The following is a 23,499-nucleotide window of genomic DNA, read 5'->3' as shown; positions in this document are numbered from 1 at the left end:
TTCGCCGGCCTGGTGGGGTGCTCGCGGACGCTCAGACGTCCAGGAACCGCACGCCCTTGGCGTTGCGGGTGATGAAGGAGCGCCGCGCCTCGACGTCCTCGCCCATCAGCACGCTGAACAGCTCGTCGGCGGTGGCCGCGTCGTCCATCGTGACCTGGAGGAGCACCCGGTGCGCCGGGTCCATGGTGGTCTCCCACAGCTCCTCGGCGTTCATCTCGCCGAGGCCCTTGTAGCGCTGGATGTTGTCGTCCTTGCCGATCTTGCGGCCCGCGGCGAGGCCCTGCTGGATCAGGCCGTCGCGCTCGCGGTCGGAGTAGGCGTACTCCGGCTCCTGGCGCTGCCACTTGATCTTGTACAGCGGCGGCTGCGCGAGGTACACGTGCCCGTGCTCCAGCAGCGGTCGCATGAAGCGGAACAGCAGGGTGAGCAGCAGGGTGCGGATGTGCTGGCCGTCGACGTCGGCGTCGGCCATCAGCACGATCTTGTGGTACCGGAGCTTGGACAGGTCGAACTCGTCGTGGATGCCCGTGCCCAGCGCCGTGATCAGCGACTGGACCTCGACGTTCTTCAGCACGCGGTCGATGCGCGCCTTCTCCACGTTGATGATCTTGCCGCGGATCGGCAGGATCGCCTGGAACATGGAGTCCCGGCCCTCCTTGGCCGAGCCGCCCGCCGAGTCGCCCTCGACGATGTACAGCTCGCACTCCTCCGGGTTGGTGGAGCGGCAGTCCTTGAGCTTGCCGGGCAGGCCGCCGATGTCCAGCGCGCCCTTGCGGCGCACCAGCTCCCGCGCCTTGCGCGCGGCGATCCGGGCCTGCGCCGACGACACCGCCTTGGTGACGATGGTCCGCGCCTCGTTCGGGTGGCGCTCGAACCAGTCGGCCAGGTGCTCGTTGGTCGACTTCTGCACGAACGACTTGGCCTCGCTGTTGCCCAGCTTGGTCTTCGTCTGGCCCTCGAACTGGGGCTCCTTGAGCTTCACCGAGATGATCGCGGCCAGGCCCTCGCGGATGTCGTCGCCGGTGAGGTTGGCGTCCTTCTCCTTGAGCAGCTTCTTGTCGCGGGCGTACTCGTTCACGACGCGGGTCAGCGCGGCGCGGAAGCCCTCCTCGTGCGTGCCGCCCTCGTGCGTGTTGATCGTGTTGGCGAACGTGTACACCGACGGCGTGTAGCCGGTGTTCCACTGCATCGCCACCTCGACCTCCAGGTCCTCACCCTTCGCCTCGAAGGAGATGACCTTCTGGTGGACGGCCTCGCGCGTGTGGTTGATGTGGCGGACGAAGTCCTCCAGGCCACCCGGGTAGTGGAAGACGCGCTCCCGCACCACGGCGCGGTGCCCCTCGGCGTCGGCCTCCTCGGCGGCCTCGTCCTGGACGCGCTCGTCACGCAGGACGATGGTCAGGCCCTTGTTGAGGAACGCCATCTCCTGCAACCGCCGGGAGATGGTCTCGATGTTGTACTCGGTGGTCTCGAAGATCTCCGGGTCGGCCCAGAACGTGATGGTCGTCCCGGTCTCCTCGGTCGGCGCGCCCCTGGTCAGCTCGTGGGCGGGCTTGGAGCCCTCGAAGCGCTGGTTCCACGTGAAACCATCGCGCTTGACCTCGACGTCGAGCGCCGTGGACAACGCGTTGACCACCGAGACGCCGACGCCGTGCAGACCGCCGGACACCGCGTAGGAGTCGCTGTCGAACTTGCCGCCCGCGTGCAGCACGGTCAGCACCACTTCGAGCGTGGGGCGCTTCTCCACCGGGTGCATACCGACCGGGATGCCGCGACCGTCGTCGATGACCCGGACGCCGCCGTTGGCGAGCAGGGTCACGTCGACCATCGTCGCGAACCCGGCCATCGCCTCGTCGACGGAGTTGTCCACGACCTCCTGGATGAGGTGGTGCAGACCGCGCTCGCCGGTGGACCCGATGTACATGCCGGGTCGCTTCCGGACTGCTTCCAAGCCCTCCAGGACGGTGATCGAAGACGCGCTGTACTCATTCTTCTTGGCTGCCACGGGCCTGGTGTCTCCTCGGACGTCAAGCGACTCGCCACCGAAGGGGTCGCGGCGCTGGTGTCACGCTACCCCTCGATTCTACTGGCCGGGGTGCCCAGAAACCCACCAAGGACACCCCTGGTTTGCTCACAGACGGCCCGAAGTGAAGAAGGACGAGTCCGCCCGACGGGTCCAGGGGTGTGAATCGGCTGGTGAGCGCTCACCGCGCCACAGGATCGCCGCTGACGCCCTCTCGGCGCTCACCCGTAGGTGTCGCGTGGTCCGCGCCCCGGGACGTGCCTGGGCCCGTACCGCCAACTGGGCGCGGCCGGCCCCTGCACCTTGAGCTTGTGCACGACGCCGTCGCCGACGCCCGCCGCGATGCGCTTGAGCAGTTCCCGCTGCAACAGGCGGAGCTGCGTGGCCCACGCCGTGGAATCGGCCTGCACGGTCAGCTCGCCGTCCTCGAACGCGACCGGGCGCGCGTGCTCGGCCACGTCCTCGCCCACCAGCTTCCCCCACCGGGCGAACACCTGGCCGCCCGCGAGGCGCTCGGTCCACCCGCGCTCGGCGGCGATCCGGGACGCGAGCCTGCCCAGCGGCTGGGGGTCGCGGTCGTCCGGGCCGGGACCCGACCAACGCCGCCGACGCCGGCGCACCGCGCCACCGCGCCCGGTCTTCCGCACGCCCTGCGCGCCGCGTTCCTTCGCCGACGCACGCGCGGCGGCCAGGGCGGCACGGGCGAGGTCCGACCCGGTCGGACCACCCGGCCGAGCGACTTCAGGTGTGGACAGGTGTCCTTCAGTGGCCGAGTTATCCACACCATCCACAGGGTTGTCCCCAGATGTGCCGCCAATCACACCCGTTCGGCGGTTCTCCTCAGACACGGCGCACCTCCCCGTGGTTGACCTCGAACCGGGCGCCGGACAACTCCTCCGGCACGTCCTCCGCGACCGCCGCCGTGATGAACACCTGCTCCGCCGCGGCGGCCACCTTCGCGAGCTGCCGCCGCCGGCCCCGGTCGAGTTCGGCGAACACATCGTCCAGCACGAGCACCGGTTCGGAGCCCTCGACACGCAGCATCTCGTAACCGCCGAGCCGCAGCGCGAGCGCGAACGACCACGACTCGCCGTGGCTGGCGTAGCCCTTCGCGGGCAGGTCGCCGAGCACCAGGTCCAGGTCGTCCCGGTGCGGGCCGACCAGGCACACGCCGCGGTCCACCTCCTGCGGGCGCAACCGGCGCAGCTCGGCCAGCAACGCCTCCTCCAGCGCGGCCCGGTCGGGCGTGCCGGGGAACGCCTCGCCCAGGCTCGACCGGTACGCGATCCGCGCCGGCCGCGACTCGGGCGCGACGTCGGCGTACGCCCGCGCCACGTGCGGCGCGATGTCCGCCACCAGCCCCAACCGGCCCGCCAGCAGCTCCGCGCCGTGCCGCGCCAGGTGCCCGTCCCACACGTCGAGCGTGCCCACGTCCGCCGACCGCACCGAGCGGATGCTCTTCAGCAACGCGCCCCGCTGCTTGAGCACCCGGTCGTAGTCGCCGCGCACCCCGGCGTAGCGGGGCGAGCGGGTGGTCAGCAGCTCGTCCAGGAACCGCCTGCGCTCACCGGGGTCGCCGCGGACCAGCGCCAGGTCCTCCGGCGCGAACAACACCGTGCGCAGGATGCCCAGCACGTCGCGCGGGCGCGGCACCGGACCGCGGTTGACCCGCGCCCGGTTCGCCTTGCCCGCGGTGATCTCCAGCTCGACCAGCAGCTCGCGGCCGTCGTTGACCACGGCCGCGCGCACCACCGCGCGCGGCGCGCCGTGCCGGATCAGCGGCGCGTCCGTCGCCACCCGGTGCGAACCGAGGGTGGCGACGTAGCCGAGCGCTTCGACCAGGTTCGTCTTGCCCTGGCCGTTGCGCCCGACGAGCACGCTCACCCCCGGCTCGAACGCCAGGTCCGCCTGCTCCCACGACCGGAAGTCGGCGACTTGCAGGTGCCGGACGTACAAGGCTCAGCTCTGCGTGGTGCCGGCACCGGAGGAGGGGCCGGCGGCCTGCACGGCGTGCCCGCCGAACTGGTTGCGCAGCGCCGCGACCGCCCGCATCGCGGGCGAGTCCTCCTGGCGGGACGCGAACCGGGCGAACAACGCGGCGGAGATCACCGGCGCGGGCACCGCGTGGTTGATCGCCTCCTCCACCGTCCACCGGCCCTCGCCCGAGTCCTCCACGTGACCACGCAGGTCGTCCAGCTCCGGGTCCGACTCCAGCGCGCGGACCAGCAGGTCCAGCAGCCAGGACCGCACCACCGTGCCGCGCTGCCACGCCTTGATCGTCGCCGGCACGTTCTCGACCAGCTCCGACGCCTCCAGCAGCTCGAAGCCCTCGGCGTACGCCTGCATCAGGCCGTACTCGATGCCGTTGTGCACCATCTTGGCGAAGTGGCCCGCGCCGACCCGGCCCGCGTGCGCGAAGCCCTCCTCGCGCGGGCCCTCCGGGCGCAGCGCGTCGAAGATCGGCATGGCGCGCTCGACGTCCTCCGCCGCGCCGCCGACCATCAGGCCGTAGCCGTTGTCCAGGCCCCACACGCCACCGGACACGCCGCAGTCCAGGTAGCGGACGCCCTTCGCGGCCAGCGCCTCGGCGTTGCGCGCGTCGTCGGTGAACCGCGAGTTGCCGCCGTCGATCACCAGGTCGCCCTCGCTCAGCAGCTCGCCGAGGTCCGCGATGGTCTGCCGGGTGATGTCACCGGCGGGCACCATCACCCACACCACGCGCGGCGCCTCCAACTCGGCCACCATGTCGGCGAGCGACCCGGCGTCGGTCACGTCCGGGTTGCGGTCGTAGCCCACCACCTCGTGCCCCGCGCGGCGGATCCGCTCGCGCATGTTGAAGCCCATCTTGCCGAGACCGACGAGTCCGAGCTGCACGGTCGTTCTCTCCCTGGAGTTCTGTGGTTGATCAGCCGGGCAGGCGCACGGGCATGAGCAGGTAGAGGTAGCCGGGCGCCACGTTCCCATCCTCGTCCACCGGCTTGAGCAGCGCCGGGCGGCTGGGCGTGGTGAACGACAGGTGGGCCCGCGGCGTGCGCACCGCCTGGAGCCCTTCCAGGAGGTAGGTCGGGTTGAACGCGATCGTCACCGGCTCGCCGGTGTAGTCGACCGGCAGCTCCTCCTCCGCGCTGCCCTCGTCGTCGCCGCCCGCGGACAGGCGCAGCGACGCGTCGAGGAACTCCAGCCGGACCTGCGTGCCGCGCTCGGCGACCAGCGACACGCGCTTGATCGCCTGCACCAGCGAGTCGACCTCGATCACGGCCGCCGCGGAGTGCTCCGTGGGCAGGAGCTGGCGGTACTTGGGGAAGTCCGCGTCGAGCAGGCGGGTGGTCGTGCGGCGGCCCGTGCCGGACAGGCCGAGCAGGCCGTCGTTCGCGGCGAGGGACAGCTCGACCTTCGCGCCGGACGCGCCGAGCGTCTTCGCCGAGTCGTTCAGGGTCTTGGCCGGGACGAGGACCGCGACCTCGCCGAGCGAGTCGTCCGGCTCCCACGGGAACTCGCGCATCGCGAGCCGGAACCGGTCGGTCGCCACCAGGGTCAGCCTGCCCTCGCCGATCTCCAGCCGGACGCCGGTCAGCATCGGCAGCGTGTCGTCCTTGCCCGCCGCCACGGCCACCTGGGAGACGGCCTCGCCGAACACCTCGCCCGGCAGCTCGCCCGCGAGCTGCGGCATGGCCGGGAGCTGGGGGTAGTCCTCGACCGGCATGGTGGGCAGGCTGAACCGGGCCGAACCGCAGCTGATGGTCATCCGCGCCCCGTCCACGGAGATCTCCACCGGGTGGTTGGGCAGCGCCTTGGTGATGTCGGCGAGCAGCCGGCCGGAGACCAGCGCCCGGCCGCCGTCCGCGATGGTCGCCGGCACGCCGCACTGCGCGGACACCTCGTAGTCGAAGCCGGAGACGGTGAGCGCGTCACCCGACCCGTCCTCGGCTCCGGCGTCGAGCAGCACGCCGCCGAGCACCGGGACCGGTGGCCGGGACGGCAGGCTGCGCGCGACCCAGGCGACGGCGTCGGCCAGCCCGTCGCGCTCGACGCGGATCTTCATGAGGCGTCCTTTCTTCCTCAAGTCGGCAGGGTCCACAGCAACAGCATCCGTTGCGGTGGGGATCGGGGAGCCGCGTCCCTCGCCGGATCGTTCCGACCCTCGGCGCGGAGGCTCCACCGTAGAGCGTCGGGGAGCACTTCGTCACCTCGGGGCGGCACCCGGGTGCCACCCGGGTGCCGGTGCTGTCCCCGGGTTCGACCCCCGCCTGTTTTTTCTTTGTTCATCTCTTCAAGAGAGGACAACAGCAACAGCAGTAGGGGCTGTGGACAGTGTGGACAACAGGCGTTACCGCTGCTCGTCGCCCACTTGGAGGTGTGGATGAGTACGGGTGGTCACCCGGGGACAAGTCGGCGCACCCGGGGAGAACTCCGGCGGTGCTCCGTTCGGTCCACAGGTCGGCCGAGTTGTCCCCGGGTGCATCCCCGGGTGTGGGCCGAGTTCTCCCCGGGTGCTGCACAGGGTGAGCGTGGCCTGGATCTCCCCCGATCGACACCTTTTCCGGCCCTGTGGACAACTCGTCGCCCCGGGTTCACCCGGCGAACCGGCCCCCGCGCGGCCCTCCCGGCAGGTCGTACCGGCGTTGTCGACCGTGCTCGCACGCAACGCTTCCGGCCCCCGCGCCGGGCCTCGTGAAAGTCCTTCACGGGCCCCGAGTCGCCCTCTCCGAACCCCGCGGGGCCGCCCTCGCCGGGACACCTCCGGCACCCTCCCGCGGCGTCCCCCGCCGACCTCGGACGCCACCTCGGACGCCGCACCCGGGGACCCCGCCGCTCCCCGGGTGCCGCCGCCGCGCCGCCCCGCGCACCCGGGTGCGACCCGACCGCACCCGGGTGCGAGCGGGGTCCGCGCCCGCCCGGCCCCGGGTGCGGACCCCGCTCCCCTCCGCCGGCCCGCCTCCCGAGCGCCGCCCCGGTGCCGCACCCGGGGCGGCCTCCCGACCACCCCCTCCCCGCCCGTCGTTCGTGCGGTCCCCACGGAAACGCCGAGGGCCCGACCGCACGCAGCGGTCGGGCCCTCGGTCGGACGGGTCAGGGGGTGTGGCGGGCGCGTTGCTTGATGCGCGACGTCAGCTCCTGCACCTGCTCGTACACGCGCCGGCGTTCGGCCATCTCCTTGCGGATCTTCTTGTCGGCGTGCATGACCGTGGTGTGGTCGCGCCCGCCGAAGGTCTGGCCGATCTTGGGCAGCGACAGGTCGGTCAGCTCGCGGCACAGGTACATGGAGATCTGGCGGGCCTGGGCGAGGACCTTGGTCTTGCCGGGGCCGCAGAGGTCGTCTATCGAGACGCTGAAGAACTCCGCCGTCACGGCCATGATGGTGGGCGCGGTGATCTCCGGCGCGTGCGAGTCCGGGATCAGGTCGCGCAGCACTATCTCCGCGAGCTGCACGTCCACCGGCTGCCGGTTGAGCGACGCGAACGCCGTCACGCGGATCAACGCGCCCTCCAGCTCGCGGATGTTGCGCTCGATCCGGGCGGCGATGAACTCCAGCACGTCCGCGGGCGCCGCGAGGCGGTCCTGGGCGGCCTTCTTGCGGAGGATCGCGATGCGGGTCTCCAGCTCGGGCGGCTGGATGTCGGTGATCAGGCCCCACTCGAAGCGCGTCCGCAGGCGGTCCTCCAGCGTCTCCAGGCGCTTGGGCGGCCGGTCGGAGGACACGACGATCTGCTTGTTGGAGTTGTGGAGGGTGTTGAACGTGTGGAAGAACTCCTCCTGCGTTCCCTCCTTGCCCTCCAGGAACTGGATGTCGTCCACGAGCAGCACGTCGATGTCCCGGTACCGCCGCTGGAACGCCACCTTGCGGTCGTCGCGCAGGGAGTTGATGAAGTCGTTCGTGAACTCCTCCGTCGACACGTACCGCACGCGCATCCCGGGGAACAGGCGCTGCGCGTAGTGCCCCACGGCGTGCAGCAGGTGCGTCTTGCCGAGCCCGGACTCACCCCAGATGAACAGCGGGTTGTACGCACGGGCGGGCGCCTCGGCGACGGCGACGGCCGCCGCGTGGGCGAACCGGTTGGACGCGCCGATGACGAAGGTGTCGAAGTTGTACTTCTCGTTGAGCCTGGTCTGCGACGACGCCGGGTTCGCCGGCCGGGTGAACGGCGTGCCGCTGGGCGCGCCGCCGCTGAACGTCGGCCAGATCTCGGTCACGGCCGCGAGGGCGTCGCCCTCCTCGTCCACCTCTTCGTCGGTCTCCGCCTCCTCCACGACCACCGGCAGCTCGGGCGGCACGCCGTTGGCGGCCACCGGCACCTGGATGGGCGTGGTGGGCGGACCGTTCACCGGTTCCGGCGAGTCGACCTTCACGGCCAGCGACACGGCGCGACCCAGCCTCCGGGACAACGCCGCGGTGATCGGCTCGCGCAGGGCGCGTTCGATCGCCTCCTTGGCGAAGTCGGACGGCGCGGCCAGCAGCGCGGTGCCGTCGAGCAGCCCGATGGGGCGGGTCACGCGCATCCAGGCGCGTTGCTGGGGCGACAGCGTGCCGGCGGCCAGCTCCTGCACGACCTGCTCCCACACGCGGCCCAGGTCGGCCTGGTGGTCGGACACCTCCGCGCTCCCCTCCCCTCGGTGACTGTCCCGCGATCGATCCCCCGGGGACCGCCACGACGTGGACACGGAGAATAGAGGCATCCACAGAGTTATCCACAACTGTGCACTAACGCGCGTCGGAACGCAGTGGGTCCCTCGTAGCTTTCCGAACGCCCGGCGGCGGCGTGACGCGTCGTCTGCTCCGGCCCGCGGCCACCCGCGAAGGCAGCACGCTAACAAGGCGCGGGGCGGTGCCACAAGGCGCTGCCCCGCCGCAAGCGCTTTACCCACCCGGGTGCGCCGTCGGCACCCCCCGATTTGAGTCCGCACCCGGGGCTGCGTACCCTGGACCGGTCTCCGTTCGCGAGGCGTGCCCTTCGCGCGCCCATGGACCCGCCGGGGACGACCACAGACGTTAAGCACCGGGAGTCCGACCGTGAGCAAGGGTAAGCGCACCTTCCAGCCCAACAACCGCCGCCGCGCGAAGACGCACGGCTTCCGGCTGCGTATGCGCACCCGCGCCGGTCGCGCCATCCTGGCCGCGCGCCGTGGCAAGGGCCGCAAGCAGCTGTCCGCCTGATCGCCGCAGCGCCGTGCTACCCGCGGCCAACCGGCTGACCCGCAGCCAGGACTTCGGCCTGGTGGTCCGCCGAGGCCGCCGGGCCGGCCGGCCCCGGCTGGTGGTGCACGCCCTCGTGCCCGCCACTGATCCGTTGGCGCAGCCCACCTTGGAGTGCTCCAAGGTGGGCTTCGTCGTGAGCAAAGCCGTGGGCAACTCCGTCGTCCGGCACCGCGTGAGCCGTCGCCTGCGGCACGTGGTGCGGGACCGGCTGGACGCGTTGCCCCCCGGTACGTCGCTGGTGGTGCGCGCGCTCGCGCCGGCCGCCGCGGCGAGCAGCGCCGAGCTGGGCGAGGACTTCGACGCCGCGCTGCGCAGGTTGTCGCGATGAGCGACCGGGTGAGCCCCGTGACGCGGGTGTTGTTGCTGCCGATCCACTTCTACCGGCGGTTCATCTCCCCCGCGCTGCCCCCGACTTGCCGTTTCCACCCGAGTTGCAGCACGTACGCGGTGGAGGCGTTGACCGTCCACGGTCCGCTGCGCGGGTCCTGGCTGGCGATCCGCCGGCTCGGCCGCTGCGGACCCTGGCACCCTGGTGGCCTGGACCCCGTTCCGCCGAGGCGAACCACGGTCCCCGACCTTCCTGCCGAGGAGTAGTCAGTGCTCAACTTCATCTACTACCCGGTGTCCTTCATCCTGTGGTGTTGGCACTGGGTGTTCGGCCACGTCTTCGGCGAGTCGAGCGGGATCGCCTGGGCACTGTCCGTGGTGTTCCTGGTGTTCACCCTGCGCGCCCTGCTGTTCAAGCCGTTCGTCGGCCAGGTCCGGTCGATGCGCAAGATGCAGGAGTTCGCGCCGGAACTCCAGAAGATCAAGAAGAAGTACGCGAACGACCGCCAGCGCCAGGCGCAGGAGATGCAGAAGCTCCAGTCCGAGCACGGCGTGAACCCGCTCGGCGGCTGCCTGCCGATGCTGGTGCAGATCCCGGTGTTCATCGGTCTGTTCCACGTGCTGCGCTCGTTCAAGCCCGGCTGGGGCGAGGTCTACTTCTTCGACGCGCAGGGCGTGGACTCGTTCGTCAACGCCAAGCTGTTCGGCGCGAACCTGTCGACGTTCATCACGATGCCCGACAACGAGCTGGTGAACTTCGGCACCGAGCGCGTCTCGGTGCTGTACGTCGCGATCCCGCTGATGATCATCGCGTCGATCGCGACCCACTTCACGGCGCGGCACTCGGTGGCCCGGCAGACGCAGGTCGCGGCGGAGAACCCGCAGACCGCGATCATGAACAAGCTGACGCTTTACATCTTCCCGCTGGGCGTCCTGGTCGGTGGTTTCTTCTTCCCCATCGCGATCCTGCTGTACTGGCTGAGCAACAACGCGTGGACGCTCGCGCAGCAGTACGTCGTGTACCACCGCATCGACCGCGAGGAAGCGGCGAAGAAGGAAGCCGCCGTGCAGCAGCGGCAGGCGCTGGCCCCGAAGCCCGGCGTGAAGCCGAAGCCCGGCGCCAAGCCCGCGCCCGGCGTGAAGCCGGCCGCCGGCGCCAAGCCCGCGGCCAAGGCCGCCGCCAAGAAGCAGGACCCGGAGCCCGCCGACGCGGAGCCCGCCGAGTCGTCCGACGAGACGACCGCGAACGGGAAGCCGGCCACCGAGATTCCCGGTCTGAGCCCAGACCGATCCCCTGGCAAGAAGCAGGGCAACAAGAGGCGTCGTTGACCCTGGAGAGGAGACATCGTGTCGGAGACGTTGCAGGCGACCGACGTGGACGCACCGGAGGCTGACGAGGTCCCGCCGGCGCGGTCGGGGACTTCGGAGGACCTGCTCGTCCAGGAGGGCGACATCGCCGGGGACTACCTGGAGAGACTGCTCGACCTGCTCGACTACGACGGCGACATCGACCTCGACGTCGAGGCCGGCCGGGCGATCGTCAGCATCGACGGCGGGGACGACCTGGAGAAGCTCGTCGGTCCCCGCGGCACCGTGCTGGAGTCGCTTCAGGAACTCACGCGGCTGGCCGTGCAGCAGGAGACCGGCGTGCGCAGCCGGCTCATGCTGGACGTCGCGGGCTGGCGTGCCGGGCGGCGGGCCGAGCTGGCCGACCTCGGCCGGACGACTGCCGAGAAGGTGCTCGCCACGGGTGAGAAGGTGCGGCTGCACCCGATGACCCCGTTCGAGCGCAAGGTGGTGCACGACGCCGTCGCCGCGGTGGCGGGCGTGCACAGCGAGAGCGAGGGCGAGGAGCCGCAGCGCCGGGTCGTGGTGCTGCCCAAGGGCTGACGCGCGCAGTGCCGAAACGGCCCCTTGTTCCACGTGGAACAAGGGGCCGTTTTGCGTGCCGGGCTTCGGCGAAATGCTTCCGCGCTCGTGTTCCACGTGAAACGGTCGCGGCATGAGTGAGATCATCCGGAAGCTCCGGGTCGCCGCCTACGCGGTGATCGTGGAGGAGGACCGCATCCTGCTGTCGCGGTGGTTGGGGCCGGAGCGGCCACGGTGGATTTTGCCCGGCGGCGGGGTCGACCACGGCGAGGACCCGTACGACGCCGTGATCCGCGAGGTGCACGAGGAGACCGGGTACCACGCGGAGGTGCGTCGGCTGCTCGGCATCCAGAGCGTGCGCGGCCCGCTCAACTCCGATGGCGACGACGTGGACTACCACCGCATCCGCATCCTGTACGAGGCGGCGGTGGTGGGTGGCGAACTGCGGTACGAGGTGGGCGGCTCGACGGACCGCGCCGCGTGGTTCCCGCTGGCGGACGTGCCGGGCCTGGACCGGGTGGAGTCGGTGGACGTCGGGCTGGAGATGTACCGGACGCGACCGCCGGACGGCCGCCCGCCACGTTCCACGTGAAACACGCGCCATCACGTTCCACGTGAAACACCGCCCGTTTCACGTGGAACGCCGCGCCGCGTGGAACCCCGGCTCACCGTTCCACGTGAAACACCGTCGGTCTGATCACGTCGATTTGGCGTGTCGCCGGGGTGATCCGTCATAGTGGGCACCGGCACACCAGCGGGGCGCCCGCCGCCCCCGTGGCCGCCCCCGCCAACCCACCCGGCGCGGTACCGCCGCGTGGTTTCACGTGAAACGACGGAGACATGGCCGCACCTCTGGAGGACCGCGCGCAGCGGGTTTTCGGTGACCACTACCCCAAGGCGGTCGCCTTCCGGGACCTGCTCGTGGAGCACGGGGTCGAGCGCGGGCTCATCGGTCCGCGCGAGGTCGACCGCCTCTGGGAGCGGCACATCCTCAATTCCGCGGTCATCGCGGAGTTGCTTCCCCAAGGTTGCCGGGTGGTGGACGTAGGCTCGGGCGCGGGCTTGCCGGGCATCCCCCTGGCGATCGCCCGCCCCGACCTCGACCTCACGCTCTTGGAGCCGATGGCCCGTCGCGTGACGTGGCTGTCCGAGGTGGTCGAGGCGCTGGAACTGGAGGTCCACGTCCTCCGGGGGCGGGCCGAGGAGGTGGCGGTGCGGGACCGGCTGGCGGGCAGCGACGTCGTGACGGCACGCGCCGTGGCCCCGCTCGAACGGCTCTCCCGGTGGTGCCTCCCCCTCCTCCGCCCCGGCGGTCTGCTGGTCGCCCTCAAGGGCGAGAGCGCCGAGGAGGAACTGGAGCGCGACGCCGAGGCGGTGCGGCGAGCCGGTGGCGTCCGGCCCCGCGTGACCGCCTGCGGTGGTGACGTACTCGAACTGCCGACCACCGTCGTGCTGGTGGAGCGCGACGAGCAGGCGAGCCGCCGTGACGGCACGCGGCGGAGAAGGAAGGATCGGTGACCGTGCACCCCGACCCCCTGCAACCGGTGTTCCAAGCGGCCGGTGTTCCACGTGAAACCGAACCGGCAGGTGCGGGTGCAGCGCTCCGCCCCGACAACGGCCCGACCACCAACGGCTCGGACGACAACGCAGGAGACAGCACCGTGTGGACCCCCATCGCGGAGGAAGCAGCACGCGCTACCCGTGTTCTGCACCCCGACTCCTCCCAACTCCCCCGCCCCGCCCGCCGCCGCGTCCTCACCGTCGCGAACCAGAAGGGCGGTGTCGGCAAGACGACCAGCACGGTGAACCTGGCCGCCGCGCTCGCCATCCACGGCCTCAAGGTCCTCGTGATCGACCTGGACCCGCAGGGCAACGCCAGCACCGCGTTGGCCGTCGAGCACCGGTCCGGCACCCCCTCCGTGTACGAGGTGCTGATCGGTGAGCTGTCCGTCGCCGAGGCCGCCCAGGTCAGCAACCAGTCCCCCAACCTGTACTGCGTGCCCGCCACGATCGACCTCGCGGGCGCGGAGATCGAACTCGTCTCGATGGTCGCCCGTGAATCACGCCTGAAGGAGGCGTTGAGCCCGGAGGCGCTGGAGCCGATCCGCCCGGACTACGTGTTCATCGACTGCCCGCCGTCGCTGGGCCTGCTGACCGTCAACGCGATGGTCGCGGCGCAGGAGGTGCTGATCCCGATCCAGTGCGAGTATTACGCGCTGGAGGGCCTGGGACAGCTCCTCCGCAACATCGAGCTGGTGCAGGCGCACCTGAACCCGACGCTGAGCGTGTCCACGATCCTGCTCACCATGTACGACGGCCGCACGAAGCTCGCCGACCAGGTGACCAGCGAGGTGCGCGGCCACTTCGGCGACACGGTGCTCCGCACGGTCATCCCGCGCAGCGTGAAGGTGTCGGAGGCACCGGGCTTCGGTCAGACGGTGCTCACCTACGACCCCGGCTCGCGCGGCGCGATGAGCTACTTGGACGCGGCACGGGAGATCGCCGAACGCGGCGCGGAGATGGGGACGGCATGACGGAACAGCGCAAGGGTGGCCTCGGCCGCGGTCTGGCGGCACTGATCCCGAGCGGACCCCCGGTGGGCGCCCCGACCCCGATCCGGGCGGTCCGAACCGGGACCACCCCTGCGCCCAGCGAGCCCTTCACGGAAACACCCGCGGGCGAGGTGGCCGGCGCGGTGTACCAGGAGCTGCCGGTCACGGCGATCCGCACCAACCCGAAGCAGCCGCGCCAGGTGTTCGACGAGGAGGCGCTGCGCGAGCTGGAGCACTCCATCCGCGAGTTCGGCCTGATGCAGCCGATCGTCGTGCGCGCGGTCGGGCCGGGCAGCTACGAGCTGGTGATGGGCGAGCGCCGGTGGCGGGCCACCCAGCTCGCCGGGCTGACGACGATCCCGGCCATCGTCCGCCGGACCGCGGACGACGTGATGCTGCGGGACGCCCTGCTGGAGAACATCCACCGCGTCCAGCTCAACCCGCTGGAGGAGGCGGCGGCGTACCAGCAGCTGCTCCAGGAGTTCGGCGTCACCCACGAGGAGCTGGCGGACCGCATCGGCCGCAGCCGCCCGGTCGTGACCAACACGATCCGCCTGCTGAAGCTGCCCCTCCCCGTGCAGCGGCGGGTGGCGGCCGGCGTGTTGTCGGCGGGGCACGCGCGTGCGTTGCTCGGCCTGGAGGACCCGGGCGTGCAGGAGGAGCTGGCGACCCGGATCGTGGCCGAGGGCATGTCGGTGCGCGCGACCGAGGAAGCCGTGACGCTGGCGAAGTCGGCCGAGCCGGCGAAGGCGAAGCAGGTGCGGCGCAAGCCCGTCCTCGCGCCGGGGCTCCAGGAGTTGGCGGAGCGGCTGTCGGACGACTTCGACACGCGGGTCAAGGTGGAGCTGGGCCAGCGGAAGGGCCGGATCGTGGTCGAGTTCGGCTCCGTGGACGACCTGGAGCGGATCATCCAGCTCATGTCGCCGGAAGCGGCAAATCGGACACGTACGACAGACGTGTGATCACCCACGGCCCTTATGTCACGGTGATGATTACGTCTGGTAGCTAAATGACTACGGCCCCGCACTGCGGGGCCGTAGTCATGTTCGGTCGATCAACGCGACACGGCGCGCTCCACGAGACCGGCGTAGATCTCCCCGAGCGAAGCACCCGCCGCCTCCACCGCCATCGGCAGCAACGACGTCTCGGTCAGGCCCGGCGACACGTTCACCTCCAGGAAGTGGACCGTGCCGTCCGCCGCCACGACGGCGTCGGTGCGCGACACGTCCCGCAACCCGAGCAGCCGGTGCGCCGCCACCGCCAGCTCCCCCACCGCGTGGGCGGCCTTGTCGGCCAACCGAGCCGGCGCGTGGAAGTCGGTCAGCCCCGCGGTGTACCGGGCGGTGTAGTCGTACACGCCGCTCTCCGGCACGATCTCCACCGGCGGCAACGCGTACGGCCCGTCCGGACCGTCCACCACCGCGACGGCCACCTCGACGCCCTCCACGTACCGCTCCGCGAGCACGGTGTCCCCGTACGCCAGGCACCCGACCATCGCGGCGGGCAGCTCGGCCGCCTCCCGCACCACCTGCGCGCCCAGCGCCGACCCGCCCTGGTCCGGCTTCAACATCAGCGGCAGGCCCAGTCGCTCCACCAGGGCGTCCAGCACGGGCTGCGCACCCAGCTCGCGGAACGTCGCGTGCGGCAGCACGGCCCACTCCGGCGTCGTCAGCCCGGCCCGCGCCAGCTCCGCCTTCGCGGTCGGCTTGTCCCAGGCGCGGCGGCACGCGCGGGAGTCCGTCCCGACGAACGGCACGCCGAGCATCTCCAGGATCGTCTGCACGGACCCGTTCTCGCCCTCACCGCCGTGCAGGGCGACCACGACGGCGTCGGGGCGGTGCTCGTGCAACCGGTGCACGAGCTGGGTGTCGGCGTCCCACTCCTCCACGACCAGACCCGCCGAACGCAACGCGGCGGAGAGCCGGCGACCGGACCGCAGGCTCACCTCGCGCTCGTGCGACAGGCCACCGGACAGCACAGCGACCCAGCGGTCAGACAACTTCTCTTCTCCTGATCAGGCGGTGTCGGGCGAGGGGGTCTGCGGCCCCGGGACGGCACGCCGCGCGGCCGTGGGGCCGAACGTCTCGTGCAACTCCATCTCGTCCTTGATGACGTTCGCGAGCCGCCGCACGCCCTCCCGGATGCGCTCCGGCGTCGGGTAGCAGTACGAGATGCGCAACTGGCGGCTGCCCAGGCCGTCCGCGTAGAAGCCGGTGCCGGACGCGTACGCCACGCGTTGCGTGACCGCGCGCGGCAGCATCGCCTTGGTGTCGATCCCCTCCGGCACGGTCAGCCACACGTAGAACCCGCCGGCGGGCTTGTTCCACGTGGAACCAGCCGGCATGTGCTGCTCCAGCGCCGAGATCGCCGCGTCCCGGCGCTCGCGGTACGCCTCGCGGTAGACCTTGACCTGGCCCTTCCAGTCGTGCGTCGAGAGGTAGCGCGACACGATGAGCTGGTTGAGCGTCGGCGGGCACAGCGTGGCCGACTCGGCGGCCAGCACCAGCTTCTCCCGCACGGCGTGCGGCGCGAGCACCCAGCCCACGCGCAGGCCCGCGGCGAACGTCTTGGAGAACGAGCCCAGGTACACGACGTTGTCCGGGTCGGTGGACCGCAGCGCCGGGTACGTGACGCCGTCGAAGCCGAGCAGCCCGTACGGGTTGTCCTCGACCACCAGGACGCCGTGCGCGCGGCAGATCTCCAGCACCTCCGCCCGCCGCTGGACGGCCAGCGTCACGCCCGCCGGGTTGTGGAAGTTCGGGATCGTGTAGAGGAACTTGACCCGGCGACCGGACCGCTCGACGGACGCCAGCGCCTCGCGCAGCGCGGCGGGCACCAGGCCGTCCGCGTCCATCGCCACGTGGACGACCTGCGCCTGGTAGGCGGCGAACGAGCCCAGCGCGCCGACGTACGACGGGCCCTCGGCGAGCACCACGTCACCGGGGTCGCAGAAGATCCGGGTCACCATGTCCAGGCCCATCTGCGAGCCCACGGTGACGACCACGTCGTCCGGGTGCGCGGAGATGCCCTCCAGCGCCATCACGTCGCAGATCTGCTCGCGCAGCTCGGGCACGCCGTGCGCGGAGCCGTACTGGAGCGCGACCAGGCCGTCCTGCGCGATGAGGTCGCCGATCTCGGCCGACAGCGAGTCGAGCGGAAGCGCTGCCAGGTGGGGCATCCCCCCCGCCAGGGACACCACCTCGGGTCGGCTCGCCACCGCGAACAGCGCCCGGATCTCCGATGCCGTCATGCCCGCCGTGCGCGCCGCGTACCGGCGCAGGTGGGGATCGAGGCTTCTGGCGCCCTGCTTCGGGTGCTGACCGGGTAGGTTCACGGGGAACTCCGACGTGGTAGTGGTTACCGGCGGGTTTGTTCCCGGCTGAGTGTAACCGCCGTCCCGTTCGGGGCATGTGCCTTCCAGACGGGGGTCACATCCGCATATCCTTCGTAGGGGTTCGCCTACGGGGGTTGGGAGGTCGGGGTGTCGCGACGCGTCGTGGGCGTCACTCTGGACAACCTGGAGCACCTTTCCAAGCACAGCCGGACCTGCGTGTTCTGGGAACTGGCGCCACATCTCAAGGAGCAGGCCGAGGAGTACGGGGACACCGAGTTCGAGAAGGAGGCGTGGGTTTCCAGCGTCCTCCTCGAATGGGGTTCCTGCGGCCGGATCATCTACTGCGACGGCATCCCGGCCGGTTCCGTCTTCTACGCGCCGCCGGCGGCCGTGCCCCGGTCGCTCGCCTTCCCCACCTCGCCCGCCAGCCCCGACGCGGTGCTGATGACCGGCCTGGAGGTGCTGCCGGAGTTCCGCGGTGGCGGGCTCGGGCGCGTGCTGGTGCAGACCGTGGCGAAGGACCTGACCCGGCGCGGCGTGAAGGCGATCGAGGCGTTCGGCGACAACCGGCCCGACGAGGACGAGCAGTCGTGCGTGACGCCCGCCGACTTCCTGCTCCAGGTGGGCTTCAAGACCGTCCGGCCGCACCCGCGCTGGCCGCGGCTGCGGCTGGAGCTGCGCAGCGCGTCGTCGTGGAAGGAAGACGTCGAGGCCGCGTTGGAGCGCCTGCTCAGCACGGTGTCCGTGTCGACGGCCGAACCGAGCTTCCGTCCCGCGTAGGTACGTTGGCGGCGTGCTCTACGCGATCATCGCCGCGGTGTCGGCCCTGAACTTCGCCCTCGGTGTCCGGCGTGACCGGCGACGGGTCATGAACGCCGTCTGGCTGGGGTTGACCCTGGTGTTCGCGTTCCTGTGGCTGGTGTCCCGCGACGACCTGCCGACGTGGGTGAACGCCGTCATCGGCTGGGCCGTGCTGGTCGTGTTCCTGCTGGCCGTGCTGGTGCTGCCGGTCGCCCTCGTGGTGAACGGCGTGGTGATGCTCCGGCGCGAGGGCCGTGGCCTGGCGAACCTGCTGTCCCTGCTCACCGGGCTGGCCATGGTGACGTTGATCGTCGCGTTCGGCTTCGCGCTGCGGTCGGAGCGGACGTGGGTGCACGCCGTCGTCGGCGCGTTGGTCGTCATCGCCTGGTACGTGGCGTTCCTGTTCGTCAGCCTGCTGCTGTACTCGATCCTCTACGGCAAGACCGGGCGGCGCACGGGCTTCACCGCCGTGATCGTGCTGGGCGCGGGCCTGGCGGGCGACCGCGTCCCACCCCTGCTGGCGAGCAGGCTGGACCGGGCGGTGGCCGTGTACCGACGCGAGGTGGCAGCCGGCCACGACCCGCTCATCGTCGTCTCCGGCGGGCAGGGCCCCGACGAGGCCGTCTCGGAGGCCGCCGCCATGCGGGGTTACCTGCTGGACAGCTCGGTGCCCGAGTCGGCGATCGTCCTGGAAGACCGGGCCACCACCACCGAGCAGAACCTCCGGTACAGCCGCGCCCTGCTCGCCGAACGCGGCCACGACGGCCGGGCCGTGGCGGTGACCAACAACTTCCACGTCTTCCGCACCGCCGTCCTCGCCCGGCGGCTGCGGATGAAACTGGAGGTCATCGGCTCGCCCACGGCGTGGTACTTCCTGCCCAGCGCCTTCCTGCGCGAGTTCGTCGCCCTCCTCGCCCGGCACCCGGTCGTGCACGCAAGCGTTTGCGGTGTGCTGGTGGTGCTGTACCTGCTGCTGATCCTGCGGTAGGTCAGCGGGCCGCCCCGATCGCCGTCAGGAACAGGTGCATCGAGGACGACGGGTTGTCGTACGGGACGATCTTCCCGTGCTGCTTGTGGCGCGCGGCGAGCGCGGCGGCGCGGTTGACCGCAGTTCCCCGGTGGGGCATGTACCGGGCGACGTCGAGCTGCTTGCCCGTGCTCCCGTCGAGGCTTCGTCGCCGGCGTACGGCCGCATCGGTGTCGAGGTGGGCGTTGCACTGGTCGGGTGGCGGCTGTCCGGCGCAGGCTTTTGCCGGCCCTCTTGCGGTTCGCGGTCAACCGATCAGCCCCAGCACCCGGAGCACCGCGGTGCGGTCCACGTCCGGCAGTGCGCCGAACCTGCCGTGCAGGTAGGCGTTCTCCAGGTTCTGCGACCTGCGCACGCGCTCCCCCGCGAAATCGGCCAACGCGCCGAGCCGGGTGGTGCCGTTCGGGAGCTCCTCGGTCAGCCGGACCTCGTCCCGGTTCAGGTGGTTGAGCAGGCTGGTGTCGTGCGAGGTGAAGATCAGCTGTGCGCCCAGGGGGTTGGTGACCCGATCGTGGAACAACCGGATCAGCTGCGCGGACAGCGTCGGGTGCAGGCTCGCGTCCAGCTCGTCGAACAACAACGGGGAACCCAGTCGCAGCGCACTGAGCACGGGACCGATCAGGCGGTACCAGGTGCGCGTGCCCTCGGATTCCTGGTGCAGGTCCAGCGGCACGAGTGCGTCATCGGACCGGTGGACGAACCGGATTCGCCTCCGTGTCCGCCCGACACCGGGCGGCACGTCGTCTCCGGGGAAGGGCATCTCTTCCGAGTCGATCACGACGTCGTCGATGCCCAGGTCGGCCATGCGCAGCATGGCGAGGGCCTGGGCGCGGTCTTCCCGGGAGGTGTCGTCCGCTCCGGGTAGCGACGACGGGGCCTGGTCGGGATCCAGGCCGAACCACCAGGCAGTGGGGTTGTGGGTCGAGCGTCGCCCGGTCGGCCACGGCGCGAGCACCTGCGTGTTCCTCAACACCGCGGCGAAACCGTTGACCAGCGGTTCCTCGAACCGCCGCGCGACGGCCAGCACGAGCGTGCGCGGAGTGAGGAGTTCGCGCGTTCCGGACAAGCCGCTCAGCCCACGCTGGAGTTTGAGGGTCTCGCCCTCGCGCTCGAAGACCCGCCGACGCTTCTTCTCGGGGTAGTGGAACAGGCCCTCGTAGTGGACGCGCGTCTTGTCGAGTTCGAGCACGTACTCGAAGCGAACTCCTTGCACGATCGCTTCGAGCACGAACTCGGACGTCTGCCGACGACCGTCCCCGAAGGCGAACGTGTCGACGGGTATCCGGTCCTCCCAGAACCGGAGCGAGTGCACGACCGCGTCCCGGAGCCAGTGGAGCGCGGTGATCACATTGGACTTGCCCGACGCGTTCGGGCCGAAGATCGCGGCCACGGGCAGCAGGCTCTCGCCGATGTTGGGTGCCGGGCGGGCCTCCGGGCGGTCCCGGTCGACGGCCACCAGGGACAGCTCCACCGGATCCAGGATCGAGCGGAAGTTCGCCACCTCGAACCTGATCAGCACGAGTTACCTCTCCGTCGACAGGCTGTAGCTACAGCCCCGCTTTCGTCAGGTATGGACGAAAACAGCCGTCTGTCGACGCCTGAGAGGCGTTTACCCGCGTTCGAGTGTGTCCCGGGTCAGCGGGCCTGGCCGGTGGTCAGCTCGTGCCGCATCAGGTCGTCCAACGTGAACGTGCCCGTGGGCTGGTCGTTCTTCCCCAGCAGGTACAGCCGCTTCACGGCGACGAGGATGCCCTCCGCCACCACGTCCCGGAACGACGGGTTCGCCAGCCGGGCCCGGTCACGCGGGTTGGTCAGGTAGCCGACCTCCACGCGGACCGCCGTGCAGCGCGTCATCCGCAGCATGTCCCACGTCTTCGGGTGCGTGCCGCAGTCGAGCATCCCGGTCCGCGCCACCAGCTCCCGCTGGATGAACCCCGCCAGGGCCTCGCCGACCGTGGACGACGTGCCGTTGCCGGTGCCGAAGTGGAAGCTCGCCACGCCCGCCGCCAACGCCGACGAGTTGGCGTCGGTGTGCAGCGACAGGATCAGGTCCGCGCCCGCCTCGTTGGCGAACTTCGCGCGCTCCCCCTCGTCCGGGCAGTGACCGGGGCCGCGGGTGAGCAGGGCCTCCATGCCGGTCGCCGCCATCTTGCCCTCCAGCAGGCGGGCCAGGTCGAGCATCACGTCCGCCTCGGCGACGCCGTCGACCACCACGCCGCGGTCCGCGCCGCCGTGCCCCGGGTCGATGATGATCCGCTTGCCCGACAGCCGCGGCCCGGCCCGGCGGACCCGCTCCTGCTCGCGCAGGAACACCGGCCGCCCGCCACGCACCTTGGGCTGCAACTGACGCAGGGCGCGCACCGTGTCGGGACCGCACATGCCGTCCACGATCAGGCCGTAGTCGCGCTGGAAGCTGCGCAGCGCCAGCTCGGTCTGCCTGCCGAACTCGCCGTTCGGGCGGCCGGCGTCGTAGCCGAGTTCGAGCAGCCGCTCCTGGAGCGCGAACACGTCGTCACCGGTCACCGGCTGGGACACCAGGTACGCCAGCGGCCGGTCGCCCAGGCGGAACGTGGCGTCGCGCAGCGCGCGGTACGTGGCCGGTCCGACGACGCCGTCGGTGATCAGGCCGCGCTGCTGCTGGAACGCGCGCACCGCGTGCTCGACCGGCAGGTCGAACACCTGCGACGGCTGCGGGTCGGACAGCAGGCCGATCCTCGTCAGCGTGGCCCTGACCTCGGCGACGTCCGGGCCGAAATCCCCGCGGCGGAGTAGCGGCATGGACCCCTCGTTCGCTTGGGCGTCGACATCCGCCGACGCTGGAAGTTGACGCCCTATTGTGCCCTGCCTGAACAGGAGCCCCACGCAGGGCTACGAGCGGTGGGTACCCACCCACGAAAAGCGTGACCCGTCCGGCTACCGGCGTAGCCGAACGGGTCACGCTGCGGGTTGTTCAGGCCAGGACGTCGGCCAGGTCGTTGAGCAGCGCCGCCTTCGGCTTCGCGCCCACGATCTGCTTCACCGGACGGCCGCCCTGGAACAGGATCAGGGTCGGGATCGACATGATCTGGTAGTCGCGGGCGATCGACGGGTTGGCGTCGATGTCGACCTTCGCGACCGTGAGCTTGTCGGCGTTCTCCGCCGCGATCTCCTCGAGCACCGGGGCGACCATCTTGCACGGGCCGCACCACGTCGCCCAGAAATCGACCAGCACGGGCTTCTCGCTCTGCAACACGTTCTCGGTGAACGTGTTGCTCGTCACCGGCACGGTGGCGCCTGCCATGTTCGTTCTCCTCGTCAGAAGGTTTTCAACGGGTGGTGACGGGCTCGCTGTAACCGCCGCCCACGTGCTCGGCGGTGATGGCGGCCTCGCCCGTACCGTGCTCGGCGAGCCAGCGCTCGGCGTCGATCGCGGCGGAGCACCCCGAGCCCGCGGCGGTGATCGCCTGCCGGTAGGTGTGGTCCACCAGGTCACCGGCGGCGAACACGCCGGGGATGTTCGTGTACGTGCCGCGGTCCTGGACCTTGACGTAGCCCTCGTCGTCCAAGTCGACCTGACCACGCACGAGGTCGCTGCGCGGGTCGTGGCCGATCGCCACGAAGAAGCCGGTGAACGGGTGCTCGGTCACCTCGCCCGTGCGGGTGTCGCGGACCTTCAGCCCGGACACCGTGCCGTCGCCGACGACCTCCGTGACTTCGGAGTTCAGCAACCACTTGATCTTCTCGTTGGCGCGGGCGCGCTCCAGCATGATCTTGGAGGCCCGGAAGTCCTCGCGCCGGTGGATGATCGTCACCGACTTGCCGAAGCGGGTGAGGAACGTGGCCTCCTCCATCGCCGAGTCGCCGCCGCCCACCACCGCGATCTCCTGGTCGCGGAAGAAGAAGCCGTCGCACGTCGCGCACGCCGACACACCGCGGCCCAGCAGCTCCTGCTCACCGGGCACGTGCAGGTAGCGCGGCGCGGCGCCCATGGCGAGGATGACGGCCTTGGCCGCGTACCGGGTGCCGTTGGCGGTGACGTACTTGACGTCGCCCTCCAGCTCCACCGACTCCACGTCCTCGGCCCGCAGCTCCGCACCGAACCGCTTGGCCTGCTCCCGCATCTGCTCCATGAGGTCGGGGCCCATGATGCCGTCGCGGAAGCCCGGGTAGTTCTCCACTTCGGTCGTGGTCATCAGCGCGCCGCCGTACTGCGACCCCTCGAACACCAGCGGTTCGAGCTGGGCACGCGCCGCGTAGACCGCCGCGGTGTACCCGGCGGGCCCCGATCCCACGACGATCAGGTTCCGAACGTCCGACACCCTCGACCTCCGTTAGTCGTGACAGGCACTGGCCTGCACTGCGTTCAACGGATCGTAGGGTGCCTTGATTCCT

The 23,499-nt window shown here is 70.9% G+C and carries 24 protein-coding genes; 11 read left to right on the top strand and 13 right to left on the bottom strand.

The window, feature by feature from the left end:
- Positions 1 to 31: 31 nt before the first annotated feature.
- From gyrB to dnaA, 6 genes are all read right to left on the bottom strand, one after another.
- Positions 32 to 2,005 (bottom strand): DNA topoisomerase (ATP-hydrolyzing) subunit B, encoded by a 1,974-nt coding sequence (gene gyrB, locus KZQ38_RS20015; RefSeq protein ID WP_219443661.1) that lies wholly within the window; start codon positions 2,003 to 2,005, stop codon positions 32 to 34.
- Between the two features lie 239 nt (positions 2,006 to 2,244).
- A complete protein-coding gene (locus KZQ38_RS20010; protein ID WP_257901865.1) occupies positions 2,245 to 2,778 on the bottom strand; it encodes a DciA family protein in 534 nt (177 codons plus the stop codon).
- Positions 2,779 to 2,863: 85 nt separating this feature from the next.
- Positions 2,864 to 3,979 carry a DNA replication/repair protein RecF gene (gene recF / locus KZQ38_RS20005; RefSeq protein ID WP_219443660.1) on the bottom strand — a complete coding sequence of 372 codons (1,116 nt, stop codon included), beginning with the start codon at positions 3,977 to 3,979 and terminating at the stop codon, positions 2,864 to 2,866.
- Between the two features lie 3 nt (positions 3,980 to 3,982).
- Positions 3,983 to 4,987 carry a phosphogluconate dehydrogenase (NAD(+)-dependent, decarboxylating) gene (gnd, locus tag KZQ38_RS20000; RefSeq protein WP_372452260.1) on the bottom strand — a complete coding sequence of 335 codons (1,005 nt, stop codon included), beginning with the start codon at positions 4,985 to 4,987 and terminating at the stop codon, positions 3,983 to 3,985.
- Complete coding sequence (dnaN, locus tag KZQ38_RS19995) at positions 4,929 to 6,065, bottom strand: DNA polymerase III subunit beta (RefSeq protein ID WP_219443658.1); 1,137 nt, start codon at positions 6,063 to 6,065, stop codon at positions 4,929 to 4,931. Before dnaN ends, gnd begins: the two co-directional genes overlap by 59 nt.
- A gap of 1,028 nt (positions 6,066 to 7,093) precedes the next feature.
- The gene (dnaA, locus tag KZQ38_RS19990) at positions 7,094 to 8,614 is read right to left on the bottom strand and encodes a chromosomal replication initiator protein DnaA (RefSeq protein WP_219443657.1); all 1,521 of its coding nucleotides are present in this window, start codon (positions 8,612 to 8,614) and stop codon (positions 7,094 to 7,096) included.
- Between the two features lie 418 nt (positions 8,615 to 9,032).
- Here dnaA and rpmH point away from each other — a divergent pair, with 418 nt between their 5' ends.
- From rpmH to KZQ38_RS19945, 9 genes are all read left to right on the top strand, one after another.
- Positions 9,033 to 9,176, top strand: a complete 144-nt coding sequence (gene rpmH, locus KZQ38_RS19985; RefSeq protein WP_073897783.1) for a 50S ribosomal protein L34 — start codon at positions 9,033 to 9,035, stop codon at positions 9,174 to 9,176.
- 13 nt (positions 9,177 to 9,189) lie between these two features.
- Positions 9,190 to 9,546 carry a ribonuclease P protein component gene (gene rnpA / locus KZQ38_RS19980; RefSeq protein WP_219443656.1) on the top strand — a complete coding sequence of 119 codons (357 nt, stop codon included), beginning with the start codon at positions 9,190 to 9,192 and terminating at the stop codon, positions 9,544 to 9,546.
- A complete protein-coding gene (gene yidD, locus KZQ38_RS19975) occupies positions 9,543 to 9,812 on the top strand; it encodes a membrane protein insertion efficiency factor YidD (RefSeq protein ID WP_219443655.1) in 270 nt (89 codons plus the stop codon). Before rnpA ends, yidD begins: the two co-directional genes overlap by 4 nt.
- Positions 9,813 to 9,815: 3 nt before the next feature.
- Positions 9,816 to 10,874 (top strand): membrane protein insertase YidC, encoded by a 1,059-nt coding sequence (gene yidC, locus KZQ38_RS19970; RefSeq protein WP_219443654.1) that lies wholly within the window; start codon positions 9,816 to 9,818, stop codon positions 10,872 to 10,874.
- 18 nt (positions 10,875 to 10,892) lie between these two features.
- Positions 10,893 to 11,435, top strand: a complete 543-nt coding sequence (locus KZQ38_RS19965; protein ID WP_219443653.1) for a Jag family protein — start codon at positions 10,893 to 10,895, stop codon at positions 11,433 to 11,435.
- A 112-nt stretch (positions 11,436 to 11,547) separates the two neighbouring features.
- Positions 11,548 to 12,006 (top strand): NUDIX hydrolase, encoded by a 459-nt coding sequence (locus tag KZQ38_RS19960; protein WP_219443652.1) that lies wholly within the window; start codon positions 11,548 to 11,550, stop codon positions 12,004 to 12,006.
- A 248-nt stretch (positions 12,007 to 12,254) separates the two neighbouring features.
- On the top strand, positions 12,255 to 12,932 hold the full coding sequence (rsmG, locus tag KZQ38_RS19955) for a 16S rRNA (guanine(527)-N(7))-methyltransferase RsmG (RefSeq protein WP_219443651.1): 678 nt from the start codon (positions 12,255 to 12,257) through the stop codon (positions 12,930 to 12,932).
- 143 nt (positions 12,933 to 13,075) lie between these two features.
- The gene (locus KZQ38_RS19950) at positions 13,076 to 13,948 is read left to right on the top strand and encodes a ParA family protein (protein ID WP_308258493.1); all 873 of its coding nucleotides are present in this window, start codon (positions 13,076 to 13,078) and stop codon (positions 13,946 to 13,948) included.
- On the top strand, positions 13,945 to 14,928 hold the full coding sequence (locus tag KZQ38_RS19945; RefSeq protein WP_219443650.1) for a ParB/RepB/Spo0J family partition protein: 984 nt from the start codon (positions 13,945 to 13,947) through the stop codon (positions 14,926 to 14,928). Before KZQ38_RS19950 ends, KZQ38_RS19945 begins: the two co-directional genes overlap by 4 nt.
- 92 nt (positions 14,929 to 15,020) lie before the next feature.
- Here KZQ38_RS19945 and KZQ38_RS19940 read toward each other — a convergent pair whose 3' ends face one another.
- Positions 15,021 to 15,965: a D-alanine--D-alanine ligase family protein gene (locus KZQ38_RS19940; RefSeq protein ID WP_219443649.1), complete on the bottom strand. Its 945-nt coding sequence runs from the start codon at positions 15,963 to 15,965 to the stop codon at positions 15,021 to 15,023.
- 15 nt (positions 15,966 to 15,980) lie between these two features.
- Positions 15,981 to 17,300 carry an aminotransferase-like domain-containing protein gene (locus KZQ38_RS19935; RefSeq protein ID WP_219443648.1) on the bottom strand — a complete coding sequence of 440 codons (1,320 nt, stop codon included), beginning with the start codon at positions 17,298 to 17,300 and terminating at the stop codon, positions 15,981 to 15,983.
- A gap of 147 nt (positions 17,301 to 17,447) precedes the next feature.
- Between KZQ38_RS19935 and KZQ38_RS19930 the strand changes: the two genes are divergently transcribed.
- Complete coding sequence (locus tag KZQ38_RS19930) at positions 17,448 to 18,080, top strand: GNAT family N-acetyltransferase (RefSeq protein ID WP_219443647.1); 633 nt, start codon at positions 17,448 to 17,450, stop codon at positions 18,078 to 18,080.
- A 13-nt stretch (positions 18,081 to 18,093) separates the two neighbouring features.
- Complete coding sequence (locus KZQ38_RS19925; RefSeq protein WP_308258492.1) at positions 18,094 to 19,089, top strand: YdcF family protein; 996 nt, start codon at positions 18,094 to 18,096, stop codon at positions 19,087 to 19,089.
- Position 19,090: 1 nt separating this feature from the next.
- Here KZQ38_RS19925 and KZQ38_RS19920 read toward each other — a convergent pair whose 3' ends face one another.
- The 5 genes from KZQ38_RS19920 to trxB all read right to left on the bottom strand — a co-directional run bounded on the left by KZQ38_RS19920 (position 19,091) and on the right by trxB (position 23,426).
- Positions 19,091 to 19,228, bottom strand: coding sequence for a hypothetical protein (locus tag KZQ38_RS19920; RefSeq protein WP_219443646.1), 138 nt, complete (start codon positions 19,226 to 19,228; stop codon positions 19,091 to 19,093).
- 147 nt (positions 19,229 to 19,375) lie between these two features.
- Positions 19,376 to 20,647, bottom strand: a complete 1,272-nt coding sequence (locus KZQ38_RS19915; protein WP_219443645.1) for an AAA family ATPase — start codon at positions 20,645 to 20,647, stop codon at positions 19,376 to 19,378.
- Positions 20,648 to 20,763: 116 nt separating this feature from the next.
- Positions 20,764 to 21,906: an N-acetylmuramoyl-L-alanine amidase gene (locus KZQ38_RS19910; protein ID WP_219443644.1), complete on the bottom strand. Its 1,143-nt coding sequence runs from the start codon at positions 21,904 to 21,906 to the stop codon at positions 20,764 to 20,766.
- A gap of 172 nt (positions 21,907 to 22,078) precedes the next feature.
- Positions 22,079 to 22,408 (bottom strand): thioredoxin, encoded by a 330-nt coding sequence (trxA, locus tag KZQ38_RS19905; protein WP_219443643.1) that lies wholly within the window; start codon positions 22,406 to 22,408, stop codon positions 22,079 to 22,081.
- A 25-nt stretch (positions 22,409 to 22,433) separates the two neighbouring features.
- Positions 22,434 to 23,426 (bottom strand): thioredoxin-disulfide reductase, encoded by a 993-nt coding sequence (gene trxB, locus KZQ38_RS19900; RefSeq protein WP_219443642.1) that lies wholly within the window; start codon positions 23,424 to 23,426, stop codon positions 22,434 to 22,436.
- Positions 23,427 to 23,499 lie beyond the last annotated feature (73 nt).

Source organism: Saccharothrix obliqua (assembly GCF_019375475.1).
Taxonomy (GTDB): Bacteria; Actinomycetota; Actinomycetes; order Mycobacteriales; family Pseudonocardiaceae; genus Actinosynnema; species Actinosynnema obliqua.
This window is presented reverse-complemented; position numbering and strand designations above follow the sequence as displayed.